The organism is Paenibacillus sp. FSL R5-0341 (assembly GCF_037975235.1).
GTDB classification, from domain to species: domain Bacteria; phylum Bacillota; class Bacilli; order Paenibacillales; family Paenibacillaceae; genus Paenibacillus; species Paenibacillus amylolyticus_A.
Genome location: NZ_CP150241.1, coordinates 1875784 through 1897914, shown reverse-complemented (window position 1 = coordinate 1897914; position 22131 = coordinate 1875784). Strand labels below are relative to the sequence as shown.

Here is a 22131-nt window from a genome sequence, read left to right as displayed (position 1 = left end):
GTGCTCTGCCGAGTATACGACAAATCTTTGGAAACCAAAAGTAAAGGAGACGATTATGCAAAACTGGATAACCGATTTCATGGAACAATACGGCTACATAGGCATTGCACTCATTATTGCTCTTGAGAACGTATTTCCCCCGATTCCATCCGAAATCATCTTGCCGTTTGGCGGGTTCATGACCACCTATACCAGTCTCACCCTTCCAGGTGTAATTATTGCCGCTACCATCGGCTCCGTCCTTGGTGCAGTGTTACTCTATGGTATCGGACTCCTCATTGACGTCGAACGCCTTGAGAAAATTGTGGAACGCTGGGGACATGTTCTGCGCATCAAAAAAGAAGATATTCACCGTGTCGATGCATGGTTTGACAAATATGGCATGTGGACCGTATTGTTCTGTCGAATGGTTCCCCTCGTCCGTAGTCTCATCTCCATTCCTGCAGGCATGTCCAACATGAAATTTGGTTTATTCCTTCTCTTTACAACCATTGGTACACTGATCTGGAATGTCATTCTTGTCTCCGTTGGCGCTGCACTTGGCGCATCATGGGAGAGCATTTTACACTTTATGGACGTTTATTCCATTGTAGTGTACGTCATTCTGGCCATCATTGTCATCGGATGTATCATCTGGTGGATCAGACGTAGCAAAAAGCAAAAATAAAAAAAGGATAGACTTCATAAATAAAGCCTCCTTGCCACCATGATCGTGGTCGAGGAGGCTTCTTCATATCACCCGTTTATGTCATCTCGTTACCTTTCGTCTTCATACCGCATTTCCTGACTCTTCAGATCAATAGCCAGACCGGATACCAGCATGTACATCTTTTCAGCATGGATCTGCAGCATCCGGTTAACCGAGGCCATTCTCGCTGTAAATATCCGTTCTTCCTCGGTAGGATGCAATGTACCATGCATTTCATTGGTAATCACAAGCAACTTCCCCTGATAAGACAACAATGCATCGAGCAAAAGTTGAGTCTCTGAACGCTGATGATTCAGATCATCTGTTGTCCTGAAACCGGCAGCCATCCATGAGGTCAGACTGTCTACAATTACAATGCGCTGATCCGCCAAAAACAGATTGGATTCCCGATTAATCTGGGTGATCACCTCTGTCAGTTGCTGACCGTTCCCGGCATGAATGGCACGATAATGAGCGGATGGCAATTCGGGAATAACGGGATCATGATCACCAGTGGATAAATATACGCCCTCCCGGCTAATCCCGGCTGCGTAATTGAGGGCAAACCGGGTTTTACCACTACCTATGCCGCCTGTGACCGTAATCAACAATCCGCTTCCCTCCTTCCATAGCCATTCTGTATTTTCTTTACTCTGTCAGCGCCTTCAGCACTTTCTTGGATTCTTCGACATTAGACGTGGACACCGGAATGGTGGCGAACAAATTACTCGCAGCATATTCTACATCTTTAAACATCTTCATGTCTTCGAGCGGAATACCGTAAAGATGTGATTCCTGCTTGAGATCTGAACCGTCATCTCCCTCACCTTTCTCCACCAATACACCGCCTTCAAATACACCCCGCTCAAACTTCTTCGGATCAAAGGTATCATCCAGCGGAATGTTGGAGCCATTGCTTCCATATTGTTTCATGTCGGCTTCAGGCAAAATGAAGATATCATGTCCACCAGCCGCATACTCTACCATAATTTTCTGAACATCATACATCGCACTGGTGATCACTTCCACCTTGGGTTCCTCGCCCAGTTTTTGTTGCAAATTAGCCTGCAACTGCTCTGAGATTACAGATGGATTTCCTTGGTTATCAATGATGAAAATGGAAAAACCATCTTTACCACCACAACCCGCAAGCAAAAAAACGATAGAAATGATCGCAGTAAGCCCCCAAAATCTCTTCATTCCAGTTCCCCCTTTAGTCTCCTATGTCCAATATATCACAATTGTTCCACGCAAAAAAATAACCTGTATGATCAGGGGATCACCCTTGCTATGCACACAAAAAAGAAGACCCTCTCAGGTCTTCCTTCTAACGCAATAAAATGAAACGTTTCAATCCAGCGAAAACGTTATTTTCCTTTAATCGGGTTAGCCTTCATGTATTCATTAATCTTTAAATCCAGCAAACTGCTGATTTCAATTACAATATCGGATGTGAATGATTTCTCTTCGAGGAAGATCTGTTCCATCTTGCGACGAAGCATATGAATCTCATCTTCCAAGGAAATGTCATGCAAAGATGCGTTATCAGGTTTCACCGACCATCGGTCGCCATGATCGCCTTCTGCCAGATAGTGCCCACGATTAGTCGGTAAATCATATTCAACACAAAACAAAGCCAACCCCTCCTTGGAAAAATGGTTTCCAAATATATGAAAACTTATTTCAAATTGAAATTATATCACAATATTTTGTAAAAGAAAGTTATTTTTTTCCAATAATACAATGCCACAGTTTTTCTATACTTCTATTTTAGTATTAACCCTCTTTTTGCACTTTGTAAACAAAGTTTCCGATTCGTTCCAATGCTTCATTCAATTGGGTTACAGAAGTAGCATACGAGCAACGCAAGAAGCCTTCACCTTGAGGGCCAAAAACATTGCCGGGAACTGCAGCAACTTTATTCTCGGTTAACAATCGCTCAGCAAACAGATCGGAGCTCATGCCCGTCTTTTGAATACTCGGGAATGCATAGAATGCGCCTTGAGGTTCATGACAATCGAGTCCAATATCCCGGAATCCCTGCACAATCAAACGTCTGCGCTGATTATACGATTCTACCATCCGGTCTTTCTCACCCAAACCGTTCGTCAATGCTTCAAGCGCAGCAACCTGACCCATGGCCGGTGCACACATTACCGTATACTGATGGATTTTGAGCATGGCTGCAATAAGCTCAGGATGACCACACATGTACCCGATCCGCCAACCTGTCATTGCAAAAGCCTTGGAAAATCCGCTTACGAGAATGGTCCGCTCTTTCATGTCAGGAATAGCTGCAAAGCTAACATGTTTTTGCGTATAGGTCAATTCAGCGTAAATTTCATCAGCGATCACAATCAGATCATGCTTTTTGATCACTTCAGCAATAGGCAGCCACTCTTCATACGTCATGATGGCTCCTGTAGGATTACTCGGATAACACAGAATAACCACTTTTGACTTCGGTGTGATGCCAGCTTCAAGTGCTTCTGCCGTTAACTTGAACTGATCTTTCGCATAAGTTTCCACACCGACGGGTATACCACCACCGATGGAAGCGATTGGTGAATAAGCCACGTACGAAGGTTCAGGAATAAGAATCTCGTCGCCAGGTACGATTAATGCACGCAAAGCAAGGTCAATCGCTTCGCTGCCACCCACGGTAACAATAATCTCATCCTTGGGATCATATTTGGTATCAAACTGAGTATCGAGATAATCGCTGATGGCTTCTCTCAGCTTCGGCATGCCTGCGTTGGATGTGTAGCTGGTCATACCTCTTTCCAGCGAGTATACACAGGCTTCACGCATATGCCAAGGTGTAACAAAATCGGGTTCACCCACACCCAATGTGATAATATCCTTGTTGTCTCCTACCAGATCAAAGAATTTGCGAATTCCGGATGGAGGTATCTGCTGCACGAGGGGTGCCAGATAAGATGTCATTTTCTTGTTGTTCCCGGTTGTCTGTTCATTCACTATCATGACACATCTTCCTTTACGGCGAGATCATGAGACGGTTGTCTTCCTGATGGTCTTCAAAGATAATCCCGTCCTGCTTATATTTTTTAAGAATAAAATTCGTTTTGGTTGAAAGTACAGAGTCAATCGGAGACAGTTTCTCCGACACAAAGTTAGCGACTTCACGCAGGTTACCACCTTCTACTTCAACGAGCAGATCGTATGCACCTGACATGAGATATACGGATTTCACTTGCGGATAGAGATAAATGCGTTCGGCAATCCCTTCAAAGCCACGACCACGCTCCGGCGTGATCTGCACCTCAATCAGTGCCGTTACTTTCTCATCATCTATTTTGCTCCAGTTCACGACAGTTGCGTATTTCACGATGACGTGGTCTTGTTCAAGCTGTGCCACGGCGTTCTTGATCTTGTCTTCCGACTCCCCCAGCAGCGTCGACAGCAGTGCGGGAGTCCTTCTCGCGTCTTCCTTCAGCAGATCCAGAACTTTTAATTGCAGATCGTTCAAATCTTTCATGGTTTTCCCTCCAGCGTCATCCAGGTTCCTGAAAATGAATTAATACTTATATTACATGAATTTAACGTTGATGCAAAGACAAAAGACCGCCTGCCCTGAATTCAGGCAAGCGGTGGTATGGTCTTGGTTAGCCAAGTGCTTCAAACCTCATTTCCACAGGTTACATGTAATAAGGGTTACCGTAATTCGGCTGATGCTGAGGCACATTAGGAGCTTGGCTATATGAACTGTTCTGCGTATTCTTCTCCTGGATGAATTGCTGACACTTCTGTTGCGTCTGGTGTGCAGACTGAATTTGCTTGTCCACATCCTGACGAAGTGCCTTGGAAGAGACAGAATACATGTTGTTTTGCTGCATCAGATTGAACAGTTCCCCTTGTAATCTTAGGGTGTCATTTGTTAAATCTGTGAACATTCGACGTGTCATGGGGCAGGAAGCTTCCGTTGTCGCAGTCGTATATTCGCGCGAGGTTCGTCTTAAATCTGCAAGAATCGACTTCAGCAGATCCTGCTCCTGCATAAAAGCGCCATTAGATGATAAAGATTGAGAATACATGCGTTTTCCTCCTATACAGTTAGAATTGACTTCGATTACTGAACTTGCGCTGGGGCAAGAGATTGATGTTGCTGCAGCGCATTGACAAGGGTATTCAGATGCTGTTCATGTGAGCGAACATAATGATTCAGTGCCTGTTGAATTTGTGGGTTATGTGTGATGGAAGCGGTGGCTGCACACTGCTTAATCAGCAGTTCTTCATTGGTAATCGAGTCCGCAATGTAGTTCAATTCCTTGGGACTCAACGCTTGCATAGCTTGATTCTGCATGTTTCGATGGCCTCCTCGGCATAAAGTTTATGCGCAATTATTGTTAGCCCGGTCACACAAAAGTATACAAATTTAAAATCATAAAGGAGATGTTTCTAATGGATCTGGTCTATGGCACACCGTTCTGGCCTTCCACTTTTAATTCAACGTTTAATTATCCTGCTCTTCGAGAAGACATCTCGTGTGACTGCCTCATCATTGGCGGTGGTATGGGGGGCGCTCTGACTTCGAAACTGCTCTCAGAGAAAGGTGTTAACACGGTTGTTATTGATAAGCGAGATATTGCTCAAGGCAGCAGCTCTGCCAATACAGGTCTTTTGCAATACACGAATGACAAGACCCTAACCTCATGTATTCATACCTTTGGTGAAGCCAAAGGCGTACGTTTTTATGAACTTTGCCGGGAAGCCATGAAACAACTTACTCAGATTGCAGGTACTCTGGATACGGATCCTTGGTTTATTCCACGAACAAGTCTTTGCTTTGCAAGCAGTGAAGATGATGTGAGCCTATTGGAGGAAGAATATCAAACGCTGAAGCACTACGGCTTTGAAGCTGAACTGTGGAATGCCGACAAAATCAAAACACATTTCCCCTTCAGTAAACCAGCTGCACTGTATACACGGGGAGATGCGGAAGTGAACCCCTATCGATTCGTTCATGCCTTATTTGAATCTGCCAATAAGCGCGGGGCCCGAATCTATGGTCAGACCGAAATGATACACTGTGAATACGATGAAGATGGTGTAGTATGCCACACTTCTAACGGTAAGATCCGTGCCAGCAAAGTCATATTTGCTGCCGGTTACGAGACACAGGATATCAAAAAGGATCGCGGAGCCTATCTGAAAACGACCTATGCGATTGCTACCAAGCCGCTACCCGATCTTAAGGAATGGTTTGAGCACAGCATGATTTGGGAGACCGCACGTCCCTATTTGTATATGCGAACAACACCAGATGGAAGAATCATCGCAGGTGGTTTGGATGAAGAAATACCTCGGGAGGATCAACGTGAAATTCGGGCAAAGCACCGGGGAGATACACTTCTGGAAGAGGTCCGTTCCTATTTCCCTTTAGATGGTCTTGCAGTCGATTATGCCTGGGGTGCCGTGTTTGGTAATACGAATGATGGTCTGCCACTGATCGGTACACATCCCGATTATCCGCATTCTTACTTTGTGGAAGGCTATGGAGGCAACGGGACGGTGTACAGTATGATTGCTGCTTCCCTGATTACAGATGCCATAACTGGCAAGCAGAACCCTGATATGGATCTATTCTCACTCACACGTACAAGTAAACCATCTCCCGTATAACATCCGATTTGAGCTGTATATAAGCTATGCATGCGTTATAAATAATTAAGGGTACAGTGCCAGGAAACTTATCTCTTTCCCGGGACTGTACCCTTTTGGTTACGAACCCCCGATATATTGACTGTCCTCTAAGCCGAGGGCTCCTGCCCTTCCGTTCGGTTCAATAATTTGTGCATAAAGATCCAGCCGATTAACGGAAAAGCACCTAGGACAATAATAAGCCAGGTTAACATGCGTAGAGACGGAGCATTCATGACCGTTACAATAAATACGGCCAATCCAAAAAGCCTGCCGAGCATCAGGCATAATTCTCTCAAAACGACAAGTTCAACCCTTTTCTCCACATTTTCGCCACTCGTGCCCATCATGTCGAATCCCGCTGATATCATTGGCAGTACATATAGTGGCATTGCGACAGCACTACCAATCCCCATGATTAACAACGTACCATAAGTGACTTTCCAGAGAAGAGGAAGGAGCACAAGCAGCAGAATCAGGGCTCCGATGAACATGCCTTTTGATCTATACTGTGGTTTAAACCATTTCCCTGCTGCCCAATAACTTACAAGTGCCACGGCTGAGGTGATGAGTGAAAACTGTCCCAATTTGTACTCCTGTGCTGTAGCCACGTAGACAAGCAGTGCAATCAGAAAGGCAAAGACACCCTCACGAGCGCCCTGAGCGAATAAACCCAAAGCCAAGGTTCTCCAGAGACTATCCGGTTTGGATATCTGTGTCCAAGGCTCCGACCAACGGTATGTACCGCTTACCTTTCTTTTTTTGAGAAAAAAACTGAAGACTACCGCTATGACATAAATGACGAGTGATATTGTAAATATAAAGCGATATCCTGTGTTGTCTGTCATTCGGGTAATAACCAGACCAGAGAACCATGGACCTATAATTCCTGTCATTGAGCCAAGTAACCCCACCCAGCCATTAAATAGATCCCTGTTTGCCCGATCCGTTATTTCAAAATACACGACATTAAACGCGATCCAGAATAGCCCAAGCGAACAACCCAGTAGTATGCCTAGAGGCCAAATCCAGTCTACAGCGTTGGAACCCGCCCAGAGGACAATCATATAGAAAAGGCCAGACAGCGCAGTACCTAGACGTAATGCACTCATTTTATTGTGTTCCTTGACCCATTTGCCAGCCAGCCAGAACGTGAGTCCAATAGCCAGTTGCTGACTGATGGTGAACCAACCCAACATGGCATAATCCGGACGGCTTTTCCACAGAAACACATTCAAAAAGGTTCCCGACAATGCTCCGGCTAACGCAAACAATCCATTCACGCCCAAAAGCAGAATGGATTGTCGGCCTAAAGTAATCTTCATCTGCTCCTCCTTTATCCACCTGAAATGAACTGTACACAGGTAAGTCTCAGGGTTAACGTGCCCCAAGCAAGAGGAAAACATGATGAATCTTCAGGATTGCTATGAAATTAGTTTAAATCTTCGGAAATGCTTATTTCTGCGCACTTAGATTCTGAATCAGACGTAGACGGTCATCCTCAGACAGACTGTATTGAACTTGGAAACATCCAGAGCACACATAGGTTAGCACCTTGAATGGTGTTGACAATAGTGACCCTTCACCTGAAGCAGCGTTAGCAACTGGTGTGAAGTTATCCTGTGTTGCGGCTTGTGTACCTGCGAGAATCATGAATTCACGGCAATTCGGGCACTCTGGTACTTCTTCCTGATGATCAAGTTGCTGCTGTACACCTTGTTCATACTGAATCAGATCATTACCTTCATCCGCGTATTTGGTTAACGTTCGCAACTCCGGCAATTTGAGTTCGACTTCATCCCCCCACAGATCCGAAAGATCCGTAGTCTGTTTCTCGTTCGTTACATCGTCTACATCATAGATATCGTCCTCAGCTTCATCGTTCTCTTCATCATCGATGTTAATGTTCAACGTACGGTATCCTTTTAACTCATTGTGGCAATAAGGACACTCTTCTTCAGGACCGAGCTCCTCATCCCATACAATCTCCGTCTGACACCAAGGGCATACTGTTGTTTCCATATTGATCAACCTTTCTCTTTCATATAATCATGTATTCATTACATAGATGACACCGATGGCAAAAAAAACAATCGATGCCGCAAACAGAATCCGTATCAATATTTTCATGACCGGTCCCCCTAGATAATGCTCGCGCCAATAACAAACGACAACGAGACGGAAATAATCATGGATATCAATCCGACAGCTCGGTTATCCGCTTCGATCTCCTTATCAATGGAGAATACGGGTGTGAGGAATTCGAACAAAAAATAGGCAACGAGCAAAAGAATAAATCCGACAAACGACCACGTCATGGCTTCATACACCGAAGATTTAGCCTGTATGCAGAAACGCAGTACGTTGCAGATCCCGAAAATCTTGCCTCCAGTGGCCATCGCAACGGCCACATTCCCCTTCTTGATCTCCGTCCAGCATTTATATTTGGTCACCAGTTCGAAGCAAGCCAGAAATACAAGCAGCTCCATAATCGCTACCGAGAAAAAACCGAGCACCATCCCCAAGGGATGAGACAGCAATTGGTCAATGCTTTCTTTCACGCACCGTTCCCCTCTCCCCATCTGCGACCTTCATGCATAAGGCCGCAGAATATCATTGATTCATGGTCCGGCTATTCCAATTCTGCGACGGTCACACCGTTTCCGCCTTCTCCGTAATTGCCCAGCCGGTAACTTTTAATATGTTTATGCTTACGCAGGTAATCCTGAATACCGGAACGCAAAATTCCTGTACCTTTACCGTGAATTATATAAACTTGGCCCAGGTTGGCGAGGAAAGCTTCATCAATGAAACGGTCTGTCTCCATCAGGGCTTCTTCCAGGTTGGTACCACGCAGATCCAGTTCACTCTTCACGTTGTCATCACGCGTGCGCTTCATGCCAGTTACCGGTTTCTGCTTCGGTTTGGCTGCGGGAGCCGATTGCTGCAGTTCCAGGTCATCCAGGGATACTTTCATTTTCATGATCCCCAGCTGCACCATCGCGTCTTTGCTACCAGACATCTCCACAACATGACCTTTTTGATTCAAACTATAGACAAGCACTTCATCACCAGGACCGATGGCACGCGTCTTCGGTGCTGTTGCCGTTTTCTTGACGGTCTTCCGGCGCTTCTCCGGTTCAGCTTCATCCAGCTGTTTGCGAGCGGCAATGAGTTTGTGCTCCTTAACAGAAGCCCCTTCTTCCATAGCCAACAGACGAAGATCTGCAATAATCTTCTCCGCTTCGGCACGAGCCTTGTCCACAATGCTGCGTGCATCCTCTTCTGCTTTTTCAATCCGGCGATCACGCTGCTGTTCCAGCTTCTCCAGTTCCGTCTGATGACGACTGCGTAATTTCTCCATGTCCTGGCGCAAGCTCTCTGCCTTCTCACGCTCTTGTTCAGCCGTAAGACGGTTCTCTTCAAGAGAAGCAATCATGTGCTCGATCCGTTGATCTTCTTCCTTCACTTCGCCACGGGCGTAGTCGAGAATGTAACCCGGCAGTCCCAGTCGCTCTGCAATGGCAAATGCATTACTTCGTCCAGGTACACCCACCAGAAGGCGATATGTCGGACTCAGTGTATTAATGTCAAATTCCATGCTGGCATTAATGACGCCTTTGCGCTCATATGCGTATGCTTTCAGTTCACTGTAGTGGGTGGTTGCAACCATGCGACATCCCGTCCGGTGCATATGCTCCAGCATGGAGATCGCCAGTGCGGATCCCTCAGCCGGGTCTGTTCCTGCTCCAAGTTCATCGAGCAATACCAAACTTTTTGGCGTCATGTTCTTCAGAATGCGAATGATGTTCGTCATATGGCTTGAGAACGTACTCAGATTCTGCTCAATACTCTGTTCGTCCCCAATGTCCGCATAGATCGCATCAAATACACATAGCTGACTGCCATCCTCTGCCGGAACAAATAAACCGGACATGGCCATCAAGCTCAGCAATCCAATCGTTTTGAGCGTTACCGTTTTACCACCCGTATTCGGACCTGTCACGATAATGGATGTGTAATCATTGCCCAGTTCAATGTCGATTGGAACTACGTTTTCGATCGGTATTAACGGATGACGGCCTTTTTTGAGTTTGATGAATCCGCGGTCATTCATGCGTGGTAGCGTTGCTTTCAGTTCACGAGCCAGACGTGCCTTGGCAAAGATAAAATCAAGCGATCCCAGCAAGTCGACATCATACAGCAGCCATTCTCCCTGTTCACTGACAAGTGCCGTCAATTTCTGCAAAATAATTTCTATTTCGCGCTCTTCCCGAATACGGGTCTCGCGCAATTTGTTGTTCATTGCAACGATGGATTCCGGCTCAATGAACAATGTTGCACCCGAACCGGATTGATCATGCACAATCCCACCAAAGTACGAACGATATTCGGCTTTCACCGGGATAACAAAACGGTCTCCCCTGATCGTGATGAGCTGATCCTGCAGCATCTTGGATACCGTAGAGGATCGAATCATGGAATCCAGCTTCTCGCGAATTCGCGCTTCTCCGCCTCTCAGCTCACGACGAATCTGCGCCAGCGTTACGCTTGCACTGTCAGCAACTTCTGCATTATCGTCGATACAGATTTTGATGGCATCCTCAAGCGTCTTTTGCTCTGACAGTTGATCACTGATATAAAACAAGGATTCGATGGGCTCATCTTCATGCAGAGTGGCAATTAGACGTTTCAATCGTCGTGCAGCAAAGGTCGTATTGGATATTCCCAAAAGCTCGTGAGGGTTAAGCGTTCCTCCAATTTCAGCACGTTTGATGGAGGCCGTAATATCTACAATTCCCCCAAAAGACGGCGAGCCCTTCAAGCGATCAAATGTAAAGGCTTCATCGGTTTGCTGAAGCAACCGTTTCACTTCTTCAAGTTCACTGATCGGTTCAAGTTGCTCCGCTTTCTTTTTCCCCATCGTGGTTTGGGCATAGCTAAGCAATGTATTTAAAATTTTGCGATATTCCAGTGTGTGTAAAATTTTCGTGTCCAAGTGTACAACTCCTTCCAAACTATATCTGTATTATAACGAAAGAAACTTTCTTGCGCTATTTAACGAATCCTTCCACACATAACTTCAACCATAGCATCACAAACTACAGGTGTCAGGATTGTGCAACCTCTCCGAACCCCTTGGAGTTGCCCTGCTCAGTTCAATCCCGAATAAAAGGAGGTACACACCATGAATTTCCTGGGACATGTCGTGCGATTTGTCATCGCTGCAATTGTATTAATGGTGGTCAGCTGGATCGTTCCCGGATTCGCCGTTGGTGGCTTCTGGAGCGCTCTGTTGCTTGCTCTTGTCATTGCCCTGCTCGGCTGGATCGTTGAAGGTATCTTCGGCAAAAGGGTCAACCCGTTTGGTCGCGGTATTGTCGGATTTATCGTTAGCGCACTGGTGATTTGGCTGGGTCAATATGTTGTAGATCATGTTGAGGTCAGCCTGCTCGGTGCCATTCTCGCTGCGCTGGTTATTGGGATTATCGATCTCTTCATCCCGGTATCCACCCCTTTTGATGCCGGACGAAGCTCTAAAAGTTAATCCCAGCTTCTCCTTTTCATCTCCATGAATGCTTCTAAACCTCTGAAGGCCTGTGCCGGATGAGGTTTATTTCATTTGAAGTAGTAACGAACCATCCACTCAAGCATGTACAATTTTCAACAAAACGACATACGCAGCGTGTACAGGCATCCATATATTGCGGTATGATGACTGAAGCAATCATTCACATTTTATTCATATCACTTATAAGGAGGCACATGATGAAGAAGGGCATAGCATGGCTCGCTGCCTGTATGTTAATTCTGGTCCTCGCTGCATGCGGAGGGGCGAATCAGTCCGCAGACTCTGGCAGTAACGGGTCCGATGCTGGCGTTACAGCCAGCGAAGAACTGGTCATCAAGGCAAGCAACTACGAATTCGATCAACCCGAGTACCATCTTAAAAAAGGTGTCCCGGTTAACATTGTTTATGAAAATGTAAACGGCAATCATGGAATACTCGTGCCTGAGCTGAATCTTATGCTAGACACCAGAAACAGTTCCAAAGTGATTACCCCGGACAAAGTCGGTGAGTTTGAAATGTCCTGTTCGGTCTTCTGTGGTTCGGGACACAGCAGCATGATCTCCAAAATTATCGTTGAAGAATAGTATTCAAGACAAGGAGCCCCCGCAGCGACGGGAGCTCCTTCTTTAGTATAACAAATTGTACCAGAGTGCGTTGCCCACGAGCCAGTTCTGCCACAATCATTCCGCTAGGTCTGGTCCTGTTCAATCAATTCAATCCATTCGTTATATTCCGTCTGCAATTTCGTATATTCATCATGCAACTGACGATATTCCGTATTCAGCTGCTCTGCCTTTTCCTGCTCCATTTCGCGTTCAACCTGTAACAAACGTAATTGATTAGCTGCCAGTTCATAACGCTCGCCCATCTCAAGCAGTTCATTTTCCATGATCTGTTTCTCTTGAGTTGCTTCTGCCCGTAACTGATCCAGCTGCTGTCGTTCTTGCTCCAGTCCCTCCAGCAACTCGCTACTTGCCGCGCTTTCTCTCTTCCATACCGTCAGTTCATTCTCAAGCGCAGCCCAGCGCTCATGCCAGGATTGTTCCTGAGCCGCCCATTCATCTGCACGGCGTTGCCACACCTGGTCGTTCTGCTCTGCTTGTGCAACGCTGGAGCGGAGTTCTTCTTCACGTCTCGTCAACTGCTCCAGACGGGATGACAACTCAGCCTGTTTGGCTGACAGTTCTTCATGTTTGATCTGCCACTCCAACGCTTCTTCCTCAGTCTGGGCTAGCCGGCTCTCTTGCTCCGAGTAGCGCTCGGATAGTTTCGCTGAAGATTGTCTTGCTTCTTCAAGCACTCTTACAATCTCTTGCTTCTCCGTACTCAATTCATCCAGCTTGGAACTGTAATTCTCTTCCCGTTGTAATGCATCACTGTAGTCGTTACGTATTTGTTTATAATTCTCCTGAAGTCGGTTCAACTCTTCCCGAACAACATTCAGCTCAACTTCAAGCTGTTTGCGTTTCTCTTCCAAAAGCTCTGCTTCCTTCTGATAATGCACAGCCTCTTCATGGTTGAAACGAGACTCTTCCTTCACCACGGACAATTCATCATGAAGGGATTGCACACCAGACTCCAGCGTTTCATTTTGTTCAGCAACTTCGAGAATTTGGTTCTCCAGGTCACCGATCTCAGCCAACCGTTGCTCTGCAAGGTCTTTCAAGGACTGCTCACGTTCCGTAAGCGTGCCGATCTCATTCTGCAATGTACGCACCGCAGCATGAGCCTGTTCAAGCACCTTATGCAACCTGCGCTGTTCCTCTTCCGACTTCACTTCAGCCTCACGAAGGTTTTGAGCTTCCTGTTCAAGCTGTGCATGTTGCTCCTGAAGTTTGCGCAGCTGCGCTGTGAGAGAGGTTTCCCTATCCACAGTTTCGTTATACTTCTGCTTCCATTGTTCCTGTGCATCACGGGATTGCTGGGCGGCTTGCTCCGTCTCACGCAGAAGCTCCTGCAACTGGGAACGATCCTCTTTTAACTGTTCCAGTTGCTGCTCCAGTTCCGTGATTCGGCGAGTCTGAACTTCCTGCTCCTGTTTTCGGACCCCATGCTCATGACGCAATGTTTCCAATTGACCACGCTCGTGCTGAAGCTGCTGTTCTTGCTCTGCAACCACATCCTGTGCACTGATGAGCTGGGTCATCACTTCTTCCAATTGCTCTTCGACATCTAATAGTCGAGTCTCCGCCTCTTTACGTTGTTCCTCCAGCTGCTGCATGAGCTTGCCACGTTCTTCTTGCAGTAAGGCTTCCGCAGCGGATGCAGCTTCTATTGCGCGAGATGCCGCTGCTTCCTTAGCTTGCTGCAATTGTTCCTCGAGTGCTGCTTCTTTCTCCATCCATTCGAGTTCCGACTGCTCGGATATCGCTTTGAACTCCGCATTCAATTGATTCACCTGAGTCAGGCGCTTCTGCTCCGCTTGTTCCTGCAAAGCAGCTCGCTCTTGATTCGCTTCTTCCGTCAGAGCATGAGTCTGTTCCAGTGCTTTTTCTTCAGCCTGCTGGAGGCGAAGTTCCATCTGTTGTTGAAGTTCGTTATATTGCAGTGCCGCTTCTTCCTGGGCTTTCTTCAAATTGGCCTCAGCCTGCTCCAACTCGGACAGAATGGCGGACTCGGCTTCTTCCTTGGCTGTCTGAACCTGCTGTGCGGCCTTGGCTTCAATTTGTTGACGTTCTGTAACGGCACGGCGTTCAGCTTCTTTTAATTGAGCTGCAGTCTTGTCCTGCAATTCCTTATATTGCGTTGCAGCTTTGGCCTGCGCCTGCTGCAGTTCGGATACAGAACGGTTCTGAGCTTCTTTTAGCTGTGAAGCGGCCTGTGCCTGTGCAGTTTTGAGCTGATTAGCCGCTTTTTCTTCCATTTCCTTCAGCTGTCTCGTTGCCTTGACTTCTGCTTCCTTGAGTTGTGCCGCTGCCTTAGTCTCTGCTTCCTTAAGTTGTGCGGTAGCTTGAGCCTGCAATTTCTGCACTCGCTCTGTTGCCTGGGTACGCTCCTGCTCAAGCAATGTGTTTAACTTGGCCATTTCGGCTTGCTTGTCCTTTTCGACCTTCTGCAGCGCCTGCTCAGCTTCAAGCTTCAGCTTCTGCAATTCAGCAAGAGACTGGTCACGCCGTTCCAATTCTTGTTGATGTTCATTTTGTATGGCGTTCAACCGATTCAATTCATTTCTCAGTTCTGTACGTTCTCCAGTAAGCATCTTCAGCTCATTCCGGATTTCCTGAGTCTGAAGAGACTGTTCAGCCATATGTACAGCCGCCAGTACCGCGATACGCGGAGTATCCAGACGGGAATTTTGCTTGGAGATCGCGCTCATACGCTCATCTACCAGGTTAGCTACTTGTTTCATATAGTCGGCACTGCTGCCAACCAGTTTATAGGAAGTCCCGTAGATATCTACGGTGACGCGTGTACGATCAGGTGTAGTCACAGTTGTGCCCTCCTTCAAGTCTGTATGTTGATTCTAAGCTGTAATCACAAAAAAGTCACATCGATCCTCTAATGCTAAGGATTCGATGTGACTTCAAACAATTCCTGCTAATCTTTGTTCAAAAAATCTTCTTCTGTCCTATTTACGCAATTCCGCTCCAAATTGCTCTTCCAGACGAGCCACTACACGTGCATGAACTTCAGTAACTTCCTCATCGGTCAGTGTACGTTCACGATTCCGGTACACTAGTGCCATTGCCACGCTCTTCTTGTTTTCACCCAGTTTACTTCCAGTAAACACATCGAATACCTGTACGGTTTGCAGCAACTCACCCGCAGATTCACGAATGGCGCGCAGCATATCTCCAGCTTCAATATCCTCATTCACAACAACCGCGATATCCCGTTCCATTGCTGGGAAACGCGGAAGCTCACGATAACGAATGTCAGCGTCTGCTTCACTGTAGATCGATTCAAGTGCAATCTCTGCGATGTACACATCATTCAGATCATACTGCTGTTGCAGTTCCGGATGCAATTGACCCATTGTACCGATCAATGTGCCTTCTCCGCCATCCTTCCCTTCCAGGTAAACCGATGCAGAGCGTCCCGGATGGAATCCTTCAGGGCTATTTGCTACCAAGCGAATGCGTTGTTCCAGACCTACATAGGCGAACAAATGCTCAAGCGCACCTTTCAGATCGAAGAAGTCTACTTTCTCCGCTCCAACATTCCACTGCTGACTTGCACGATTCCCGGTGAGCAGCAAGCCCAGTACCGGAATCTCATGTGGTTGCTTGGTCAACTGATCTTCTTCAGTGAAGAATACATTGCCCACTTCAAATACAGCCAGTGAATCCTGTTTACGGTTCATGTTATACACCGCTGCATCCAGCATTTGCGGCAAAATACTTGTACGAAGCACACTGCGGTCCTCACTCATAGGCATGGCGAGCTTCACGGCTTTACTACCTTGTGTCAACGCCGGGAACAGAGTCGCTTTATCCGGGTGTACAAAGGAGTAACTGATCATTTCCTGCCAGCCACTGCCTGAGAGCAATCCACGAATGGTGCGACGCATTGCTTGTGAGCGTGTATAAGCACCCGGAGTCGTTGGTCCTTCAATCCATGTGGTTGGAATGTTGTCATATCCGTACAGACGTGCAATCTCTTCAAACAGGTCTACGTCGAGCGTAATATCCCCTCTGCGTGTTGGTACTTCCACATCCAGCAATCCTTGATCAGCATCACCACATGCAAAGTGCAAGCGAGCGAAAATGGTTTTCACCTCAAGCAAAGACAGATCGGTTCCCAGATAACGATTCAGTCGATCCAGCGACAATTGAATTACACGTTTCTCCGCAGCTTCCGCTCCAGCTTCCACGATTCCTTGGTGCACTTCACCTTCAGCATAACGCTGAATCAGTTCAGCCGCACGATCCAAAGCCGTAATGACCGCGCCCGGGTCTACTTCCTTCTCAAAACGCATGCTTGCTTCGGAACGCAGCCCCAGTTGGCGCGACGTTTTCCGAACGGTTCCGCCATCGAACTTGGCGGACTCCAAGAGCAGATTCACCGTGCTTTCCGACACCTCGGAATTCTCGCCACCCATAACCCCAGCGATGGCTACCGGTTTCACTCCATCTGTGATGAGCAACATGTGCGGCTCCAGCTTACGCTCTTGACCATCGAGCGTAACGATCGTTTCGCCTTCGTTGGCCATCCGCACTTCAATATGGCCTTTTTCCAACTTATCTGCATCAAATGCATGTAGCGGTTGACCGTATTCCAGCATGACATAGTTCGTGATATCAACGATATTATTAATCGGACGAACACCCGCAGCCATCAGACGGTTTTGCATCCACAGCGGGGAAGCACCCAGCTTAATGCCTGTTACATAACGAGCTGCATAGTGACTGCATTGCTCCTGTGCCTTAATCTCTACAGAGATATGATTCGCAGCCGCATCACCAACCTCAACCAGTTCATCTTTGGGACTCGGAATCTTCACTTCACGACCCAGGATGGCACCCACTTCATAAGCTGCACCACGCATGCTGAGACAGTCGGAACGGTTCGGTGTCAGGTCCAGTTCAAGCACATGATCGTCGAGACCAAGAACCTGGCTGATTGGCGTGCCAACCTCTGTTTGTTCCGGCAAAACGAGAATACCTTCCTGCTGATCTTTGGGCAGCAATTTGTCGTTCATGCCCAGCTCTTTGGCGGAACAGATCATGCCAAGGGATACAACACCGCGCAGTTTGGCTTTTTTGATATCCAATCCACCAGGGAGCTTCGCTCCAACCAGGGCTACGACTACTTTTTGGCCTGCATCCACATTTTTCGCACCACACACGATTTGCAGATCTTCTTCCTGACCGGCATCGATGACACATACATTAAGTTTGTCGGCATCCGGGTGTTTCTCCTTGCTCTTCACATAACCCACAACAACTTTATTCACGCCCTTGTTGCGGTTCTCCACTACATCAATTTCTACTCCCGCACGGGTGATTTTCTCTGCCAATTCCTGTGGCGTCACACCTTCAAGGGAAATATAATCAGACAGCCAATCTGTCGATACTCTCATGGACGTTCACTTCCTTCATCTATAAATTGGTGTTCCCGGTTCATTCGCTTGCTCTATATGGTTAATCTATCTTGTCTTAAAATTACAGCCGTCCAAATTGCTTCAGGAAGGTCAGATCACTATTGTAGAAGTGACGGATATCATCAACACCATACTTCAGCATGGCGATACGTTCTACACCCATACCAAATGCGAAACCACTGTATTTCTCCGGATCATAGCCGCCCATTTCCAATACTTTCGGGTGAACCATACCGCCGCCCAAAATTTCAAGCCAGCCTGTTTGCTTACATACCCGACAGCCGCTGCCGCCACATTGTACACACGTTACATCCACTTCCGCACTTGGCTCCGTGAACGGGAAGAAGCTTGGACGCAGACGAATTTCCGTATGGGAACCGAACATTTCGCGCACGAATTGCAGCAGGGTTCCTTTCAGATCACTCATACGAATGTTTTCGCTGATGACCAATCCTTCAACCTGGTTGAATTGGAAAGAGTGCGTCGCATCGTCGTCATCACGGCGGTATACTTTACCTGGGCAGATGACTTTGACAGGCACTTCGCCCTTCATGCTCTGCATGGTACGTACTTGAACCGGAGACGTATGGGTACGCATCAACAAGTCTTCTGTAACATAGAAGGAATCCTGCATATCGCGCGCCGGGTGATTCTTCGGCAGATTCAATGCTTCAAAGTTGTAATAATCCATTTCGACTTCAGGACCTTCTGCAACGCGGTATCCCATACCGATGAAAATATCTTCGATCTCCTGTACCACTTTAGTCAGTGGGTGCAGTCCGCCTTGACGTCCACGACGTCCTGGCAGGGTCACATCAATTTTCTCGGATTGCAGACGCTTCGCTGTCTCTTCCTTCTGGAACTGATCCTGCTTGCTGTCGATGACTTCCTCAATGGCAGCCCGAACATCATTGGCTACTTGACCAATAACTGGACGTTCCTCTGCACTAAGCGCACCCATTCCGCGCAAAATTTCAGTCAATGCACCCTTTTTCCCCAAATACTTCACACGCAGATCACTGAGCGTCTGCGGATCATTCACACCAGACAACTGCTCCAGCGCTTCGATCTTTAATGCCTCTAAACGTTCTTTCATGTGTAATTGCCCCCTTTTTGTGGTGTTTTTGCAACAAAAAAAGGCCTTCTCTCCCCTGAAGGGACGAAAAGACCGTGGTACCACCCTTGTTAGACATCCCTTGCTGCACGGCCCCTTTGGCCTGCAACTCGTTCTGTCTCACTTTGTACGGAATAACGACCGTTAACCGTTTGCCCCTACTGTTGCCTCTGTGTCTGCACACAAACAGGTTCAGGGAACCGCTTCGGAGTGAATTTCGGCAGCCTTGTTCTACAGAAACGCTCTCAATCTACGGCGCTTCCTCCCTGTCCAGAGGTACTGCTTACTTATCTCCATCATCACGTTTGCTTTTAAGTTAAACCTCTAGAGGTTGTCAAAAAGTTCGCTTTTGATTACGAATGATACCTTGTGGCATCATCAGCATCGAATATGGCATTCAGCCGAAATGTCCGTTGCTCACGTAGTTTTCCCTACGCTCCGCTACTCCATTTCTATCTTCATCCCATCTTCTTGGTACTGAAAACCGATCTTTTTGAACACTTCCCTATATCGATGTAACCATCGATGATCGTTCATAATTATATGCAAAATAGATTGAAATAGCAAGCCGTCCATCTTCTAATTTATGCTTGCACCCTTATCTTTCAATTGTTTCAGGCGCTGCTGGATTTCGCGAATCTCCGTTGCCTCGACTGCTCGTTCACTCTCATGTTCAGGCAGTGTCAGACTGTCTTTTCCAACAGCGCTCACAGGAGACAGTAACTCGGATAAGCGCATCTGCAATCGCAACCGTTCGTCATCAGATTCCCGGGTCTCGAGCGCCAGCTCCCGAAGTTTAATGGACTCCTCCCAATCCGGCACACTTCCTTCAAACAGGGTTGCTGTGCCACCAGGTTCCAGATCGCACAAGCGATTCGCTAGTGACTTCGTTAGCATCCGGTCGTGAGATACAAGCACCAAAGCACCTGAAGCCTGTTTCAATACATTCTCCATGACTTCCTGGGTATCGATGTCCAGATAGTTGGTCGGCTCATCCAGCACCAGCAGATTCGCTCCGCCAAAGTACAGTCTCAGAAATGCCACTCTGCACTTTTCCCCCATGCTCAAATCCCCAATGCGCTTGAACACATCATCCCTGGAAAACAGGAAACATCCCAGAATGGTACGTGCCGCACTTTGTGTCATGGATGGAAGGGTAAGCAAGCTGTCCAGCAGCGTCAGATTCTCGGGAAGTCCTTCCAGCTCTTGTGAAAAGTAACCGATTCTCAGCTGTGGATGCCTTGTGACCTTGCCTTGCGAAGGTTCCAGCTCACCAATCATCAGCTTCAACAGTGTCGTCTTGCCCGTTCCATTAGGGCCCCGTACGGCAAGACGATCTCCGCGTTCCACAGCGATTCGAAGGTCGCGAAGCAAGAGCTGGTTACCTGTATATGAAAAACTCACCTCTTCCAGCGCAAGCAGCTGGCGTGCAGCCAGTGTATTCATCTGTAATTCCATGTTTAACTTTGCAGCTTCACGAGGCTTATCCACCCGTTCCCGCTCCAAACGCTCCAGCTGTTTTTGTTTGGCATGGTAACGTGAAATATTCTTGTTAGCTTTGGCCTTGTAGAAGCTCTGGGTGATCTTCATCTCCACATCAGTCGCCGAATTATGCGCTTTATGGAACCATTCCTGATAATTTCGAATCGTTTCTTCCAGCGCCTTACGTTCCAATTCCTGCCTGCGGTAGATCGTTTCCTGTTCGCGTAATTCACGCTCTTTGTGGATCTTGTAGTCAGAGTATCCGCCCTTGTATTTGGTCAGGGCATCTGGACTGAACTCGACGACTCCTGTTGCTACCTGATCAATAAACGTACGATCGTGTGATACAAATAACAGCGTACCTTCGTATGAGGATAACCACTCTTCCAGCCAACGCATGCTTCCCTCATCCAGATGATTTGTCGGTTCATCCAGGATCAGGAATTTGGGTTTGCTGACAAGCAGGCCAGCCAAACGGGCCTTTGTTTTTTGTCCACCGCTCAAGGAAAGATAGGGTCTGTTCCAATGCTCTGCGGATAATCCAAGGCGTGTCAGCACCTTCTCTACTTCGGTCTCCCACATATAACCGTTCAGCTGTTCATATTGCTCTATGACTTGCGTATAGGCTGCAAGCAGCTCATCATCAGCCTCACCGCTAATGCTCAAGCGCTGTTCCAGTTCTTCCAATTTCCATTTCACTTCATAGATCTGACCGCTCTCACGCCGGACCGCATCCAGTACATTCATGCCATCCTCAATCTCCGAGCGCTGGCGCATGAACCCCCATTCCTGCTGCGGGATATGTCGTTCAATTCTTCCACCACCATGCTCTTCACCCAAAATGATGCGTAACAACGTTGTCTTGCCGCATCCGTTGCGACCCAGAATGGCGAGTCTCTCGCCCTCATTAATCTCCAAATTCAATCCTGTAAACAATTCAATACCGTTCCACTCTTTTGATACTTCATGTAAGCGTACCAATGTCATCATGAGGCCTCATCCTTCCTGCATCCTTTTTGCTGAACAAAAAAACCGCTGGCATCAGCCGGCGGTTTGGCAATTTAGGGTTGGATCAAGCATTCAAAGACAGATCTAAGGTAAGCTACGGCATGAACAAAGAAACCCCAATCAGAGGGTACACGTAAACCTCAAAGGCTTACTTGCTCCATACCTTTTCCCATAGCTGAATTTGGACACACGAATCCCCTCAATGCTCAGCCGCTCTGGCTGACTGCGTCATAAAACCGTCTGCAGTTAACTGGGGTTCAATTCATGTGTTTTACTTCATGGGACGTATGGTTACCTCTCATTCATGTGTAGTATCAATTTCTCCGTTATTGTACCAGATCATTGTTAAAAAGCAAAGGTTACCCCCATATTTCTTTTAGGGCAAAAGAAAAAAGCCCTTGCATCGCAAGGGCTCTGGGTACTGCTTCGTTAAGCGGGTGATGGGAATCGAACCCACGCTATTAGCTTGGAAGGCTAAAGTTCTACCATTGAACTACACCCGCATGATTGATGATTCATAATTAAGTTCCGTTCGGAAGTTAACAGTGATTTTACAAAAAATA

The 22131-nt window shown here is 47.2% G+C and carries 19 protein-coding genes and 1 tRNA gene; 4 read left to right on the top strand and 16 right to left on the bottom strand.

All coding sequences use genetic code 11. From position 1 onward, the window contains the following. The first annotated feature begins 55 nt into the window (after positions 1 to 55). Positions 56 to 667, top strand: a complete 612-nt coding sequence (locus tag MKX75_RS08685) for a DedA family protein (RefSeq protein ID WP_062833455.1) — start codon at positions 56 to 58, stop codon at positions 665 to 667. Between the two features lie 89 nt (positions 668 to 756). Here MKX75_RS08685 and MKX75_RS08680 read toward each other — a convergent pair whose 3' ends face one another. The 7 genes from MKX75_RS08680 to MKX75_RS08650 form a co-directional block, all read right to left on the bottom strand. Continuing rightward, positions 757 to 1299 carry a bifunctional adenosylcobinamide kinase/adenosylcobinamide-phosphate guanylyltransferase gene (locus MKX75_RS08680; protein ID WP_339169323.1) on the bottom strand — a complete coding sequence of 181 codons (543 nt, stop codon included), beginning with the start codon at positions 1297 to 1299 and terminating at the stop codon, positions 757 to 759. A 37-nt stretch (positions 1300 to 1336) separates the two neighbouring features. Next, positions 1337 to 1888 carry a hypothetical protein gene (locus MKX75_RS08675; protein ID WP_062833453.1) on the bottom strand — a complete coding sequence of 184 codons (552 nt, stop codon included), beginning with the start codon at positions 1886 to 1888 and terminating at the stop codon, positions 1337 to 1339. A gap of 167 nt (positions 1889 to 2055) precedes the next feature. Next, complete coding sequence (locus tag MKX75_RS08670) at positions 2056 to 2322, bottom strand: aspartyl-phosphate phosphatase Spo0E family protein (RefSeq protein WP_062833452.1); 267 nt, start codon at positions 2320 to 2322, stop codon at positions 2056 to 2058. 142 nt (positions 2323 to 2464) lie between these two features. Beyond that, on the bottom strand, positions 2465 to 3673 hold the full coding sequence (locus MKX75_RS08665; RefSeq protein ID WP_062833451.1) for an aminotransferase class I/II-fold pyridoxal phosphate-dependent enzyme: 1209 nt from the start codon (positions 3671 to 3673) through the stop codon (positions 2465 to 2467). Between the two features lie 13 nt (positions 3674 to 3686). Beyond that, positions 3687 to 4187, bottom strand: coding sequence for an Lrp/AsnC family transcriptional regulator (locus tag MKX75_RS08660; protein WP_024628343.1), 501 nt, complete (start codon positions 4185 to 4187; stop codon positions 3687 to 3689). A gap of 160 nt (positions 4188 to 4347) precedes the next feature. After that, entirely contained in the window at positions 4348 to 4743 is a 396-nt protein-coding gene (locus MKX75_RS08655; RefSeq protein ID WP_062833450.1) for a spore coat protein, read from the bottom strand. A 35-nt stretch (positions 4744 to 4778) separates the two neighbouring features. Next, entirely contained in the window at positions 4779 to 5012 is a 234-nt protein-coding gene (locus MKX75_RS08650) for a hypothetical protein (RefSeq protein ID WP_062833449.1), read from the bottom strand. Positions 5013 to 5110: 98 nt separating this feature from the next. Between MKX75_RS08650 and MKX75_RS08645 the strand changes: the two genes are divergently transcribed. Then, entirely contained in the window at positions 5111 to 6331 is a 1221-nt protein-coding gene (locus MKX75_RS08645; protein ID WP_339169320.1) for an FAD-dependent oxidoreductase, read from the top strand. 128 nt (positions 6332 to 6459) lie between these two features. Here the strand turns inward: MKX75_RS08645 and MKX75_RS08640 are convergent, their stop codons facing one another. The 4 genes from MKX75_RS08640 to MKX75_RS08625 form a co-directional block, all read right to left on the bottom strand. Then, on the bottom strand, positions 6460 to 7674 hold the full coding sequence (locus MKX75_RS08640) for an MFS transporter (protein WP_339169319.1): 1215 nt from the start codon (positions 7672 to 7674) through the stop codon (positions 6460 to 6462). 130 nt (positions 7675 to 7804) lie between these two features. Beyond that, positions 7805 to 8371 (bottom strand): hypothetical protein, encoded by a 567-nt coding sequence (locus tag MKX75_RS08635; protein ID WP_076330260.1) that lies wholly within the window; start codon positions 8369 to 8371, stop codon positions 7805 to 7807. Between the two features lie 119 nt (positions 8372 to 8490). Further along, positions 8491 to 8931: a DUF350 domain-containing protein gene (locus tag MKX75_RS08630; protein WP_082762702.1), complete on the bottom strand. Its 441-nt coding sequence runs from the start codon at positions 8929 to 8931 to the stop codon at positions 8491 to 8493. A 50-nt stretch (positions 8932 to 8981) separates the two neighbouring features. After that, on the bottom strand, positions 8982 to 11348 hold the full coding sequence (locus tag MKX75_RS08625; RefSeq protein ID WP_339169318.1) for an endonuclease MutS2: 2367 nt from the start codon (positions 11346 to 11348) through the stop codon (positions 8982 to 8984). A gap of 189 nt (positions 11349 to 11537) precedes the next feature. On the opposite strand from MKX75_RS08625, the gene MKX75_RS08620 reads away from it, so the two are divergent. Both MKX75_RS08620 and MKX75_RS08615 read left to right on the top strand, forming a co-directional pair. Further along, on the top strand, positions 11538 to 11897 hold the full coding sequence (locus tag MKX75_RS08620) for a phage holin family protein (protein ID WP_036610114.1): 360 nt from the start codon (positions 11538 to 11540) through the stop codon (positions 11895 to 11897). Positions 11898 to 12118: 221 nt separating this feature from the next. Then, positions 12119 to 12505, top strand: coding sequence for a cytochrome C oxidase subunit II (locus MKX75_RS08615; protein ID WP_062833443.1), 387 nt, complete (start codon positions 12119 to 12121; stop codon positions 12503 to 12505). A gap of 104 nt (positions 12506 to 12609) precedes the next feature. On the opposite strand, the gene MKX75_RS08610 is transcribed toward MKX75_RS08615, so the two are convergent. The 5 genes from MKX75_RS08610 to MKX75_RS08590 all read right to left on the bottom strand — a co-directional run bounded on the left by MKX75_RS08610 (position 12610) and on the right by MKX75_RS08590 (position 22071). After that, entirely contained in the window at positions 12610 to 15351 is a 2742-nt protein-coding gene (locus MKX75_RS08610) for a hypothetical protein (protein WP_339169317.1), read from the bottom strand. A gap of 138 nt (positions 15352 to 15489) precedes the next feature. Next, on the bottom strand, positions 15490 to 17943 hold the full coding sequence (pheT, locus tag MKX75_RS08605; protein WP_339169316.1) for a phenylalanine--tRNA ligase subunit beta: 2454 nt from the start codon (positions 17941 to 17943) through the stop codon (positions 15490 to 15492). Positions 17944 to 18025: 82 nt separating this feature from the next. Then, positions 18026 to 19060 (bottom strand): phenylalanine--tRNA ligase subunit alpha, encoded by a 1035-nt coding sequence (gene pheS, locus MKX75_RS08600; protein ID WP_047842255.1) that lies wholly within the window; start codon positions 19058 to 19060, stop codon positions 18026 to 18028. Positions 19061 to 19657: 597 nt separating this feature from the next. Next, a complete protein-coding gene (gene abc-f, locus MKX75_RS08595; protein ID WP_339169314.1) occupies positions 19658 to 21550 on the bottom strand; it encodes an ABC-F type ribosomal protection protein in 1893 nt (630 codons plus the stop codon). 450 nt (positions 21551 to 22000) lie between these two features. Beyond that, a tRNA-Gly gene (locus MKX75_RS08590) sits at positions 22001 to 22071 on the bottom strand. Positions 22072 to 22131 lie beyond the last annotated feature (60 nt).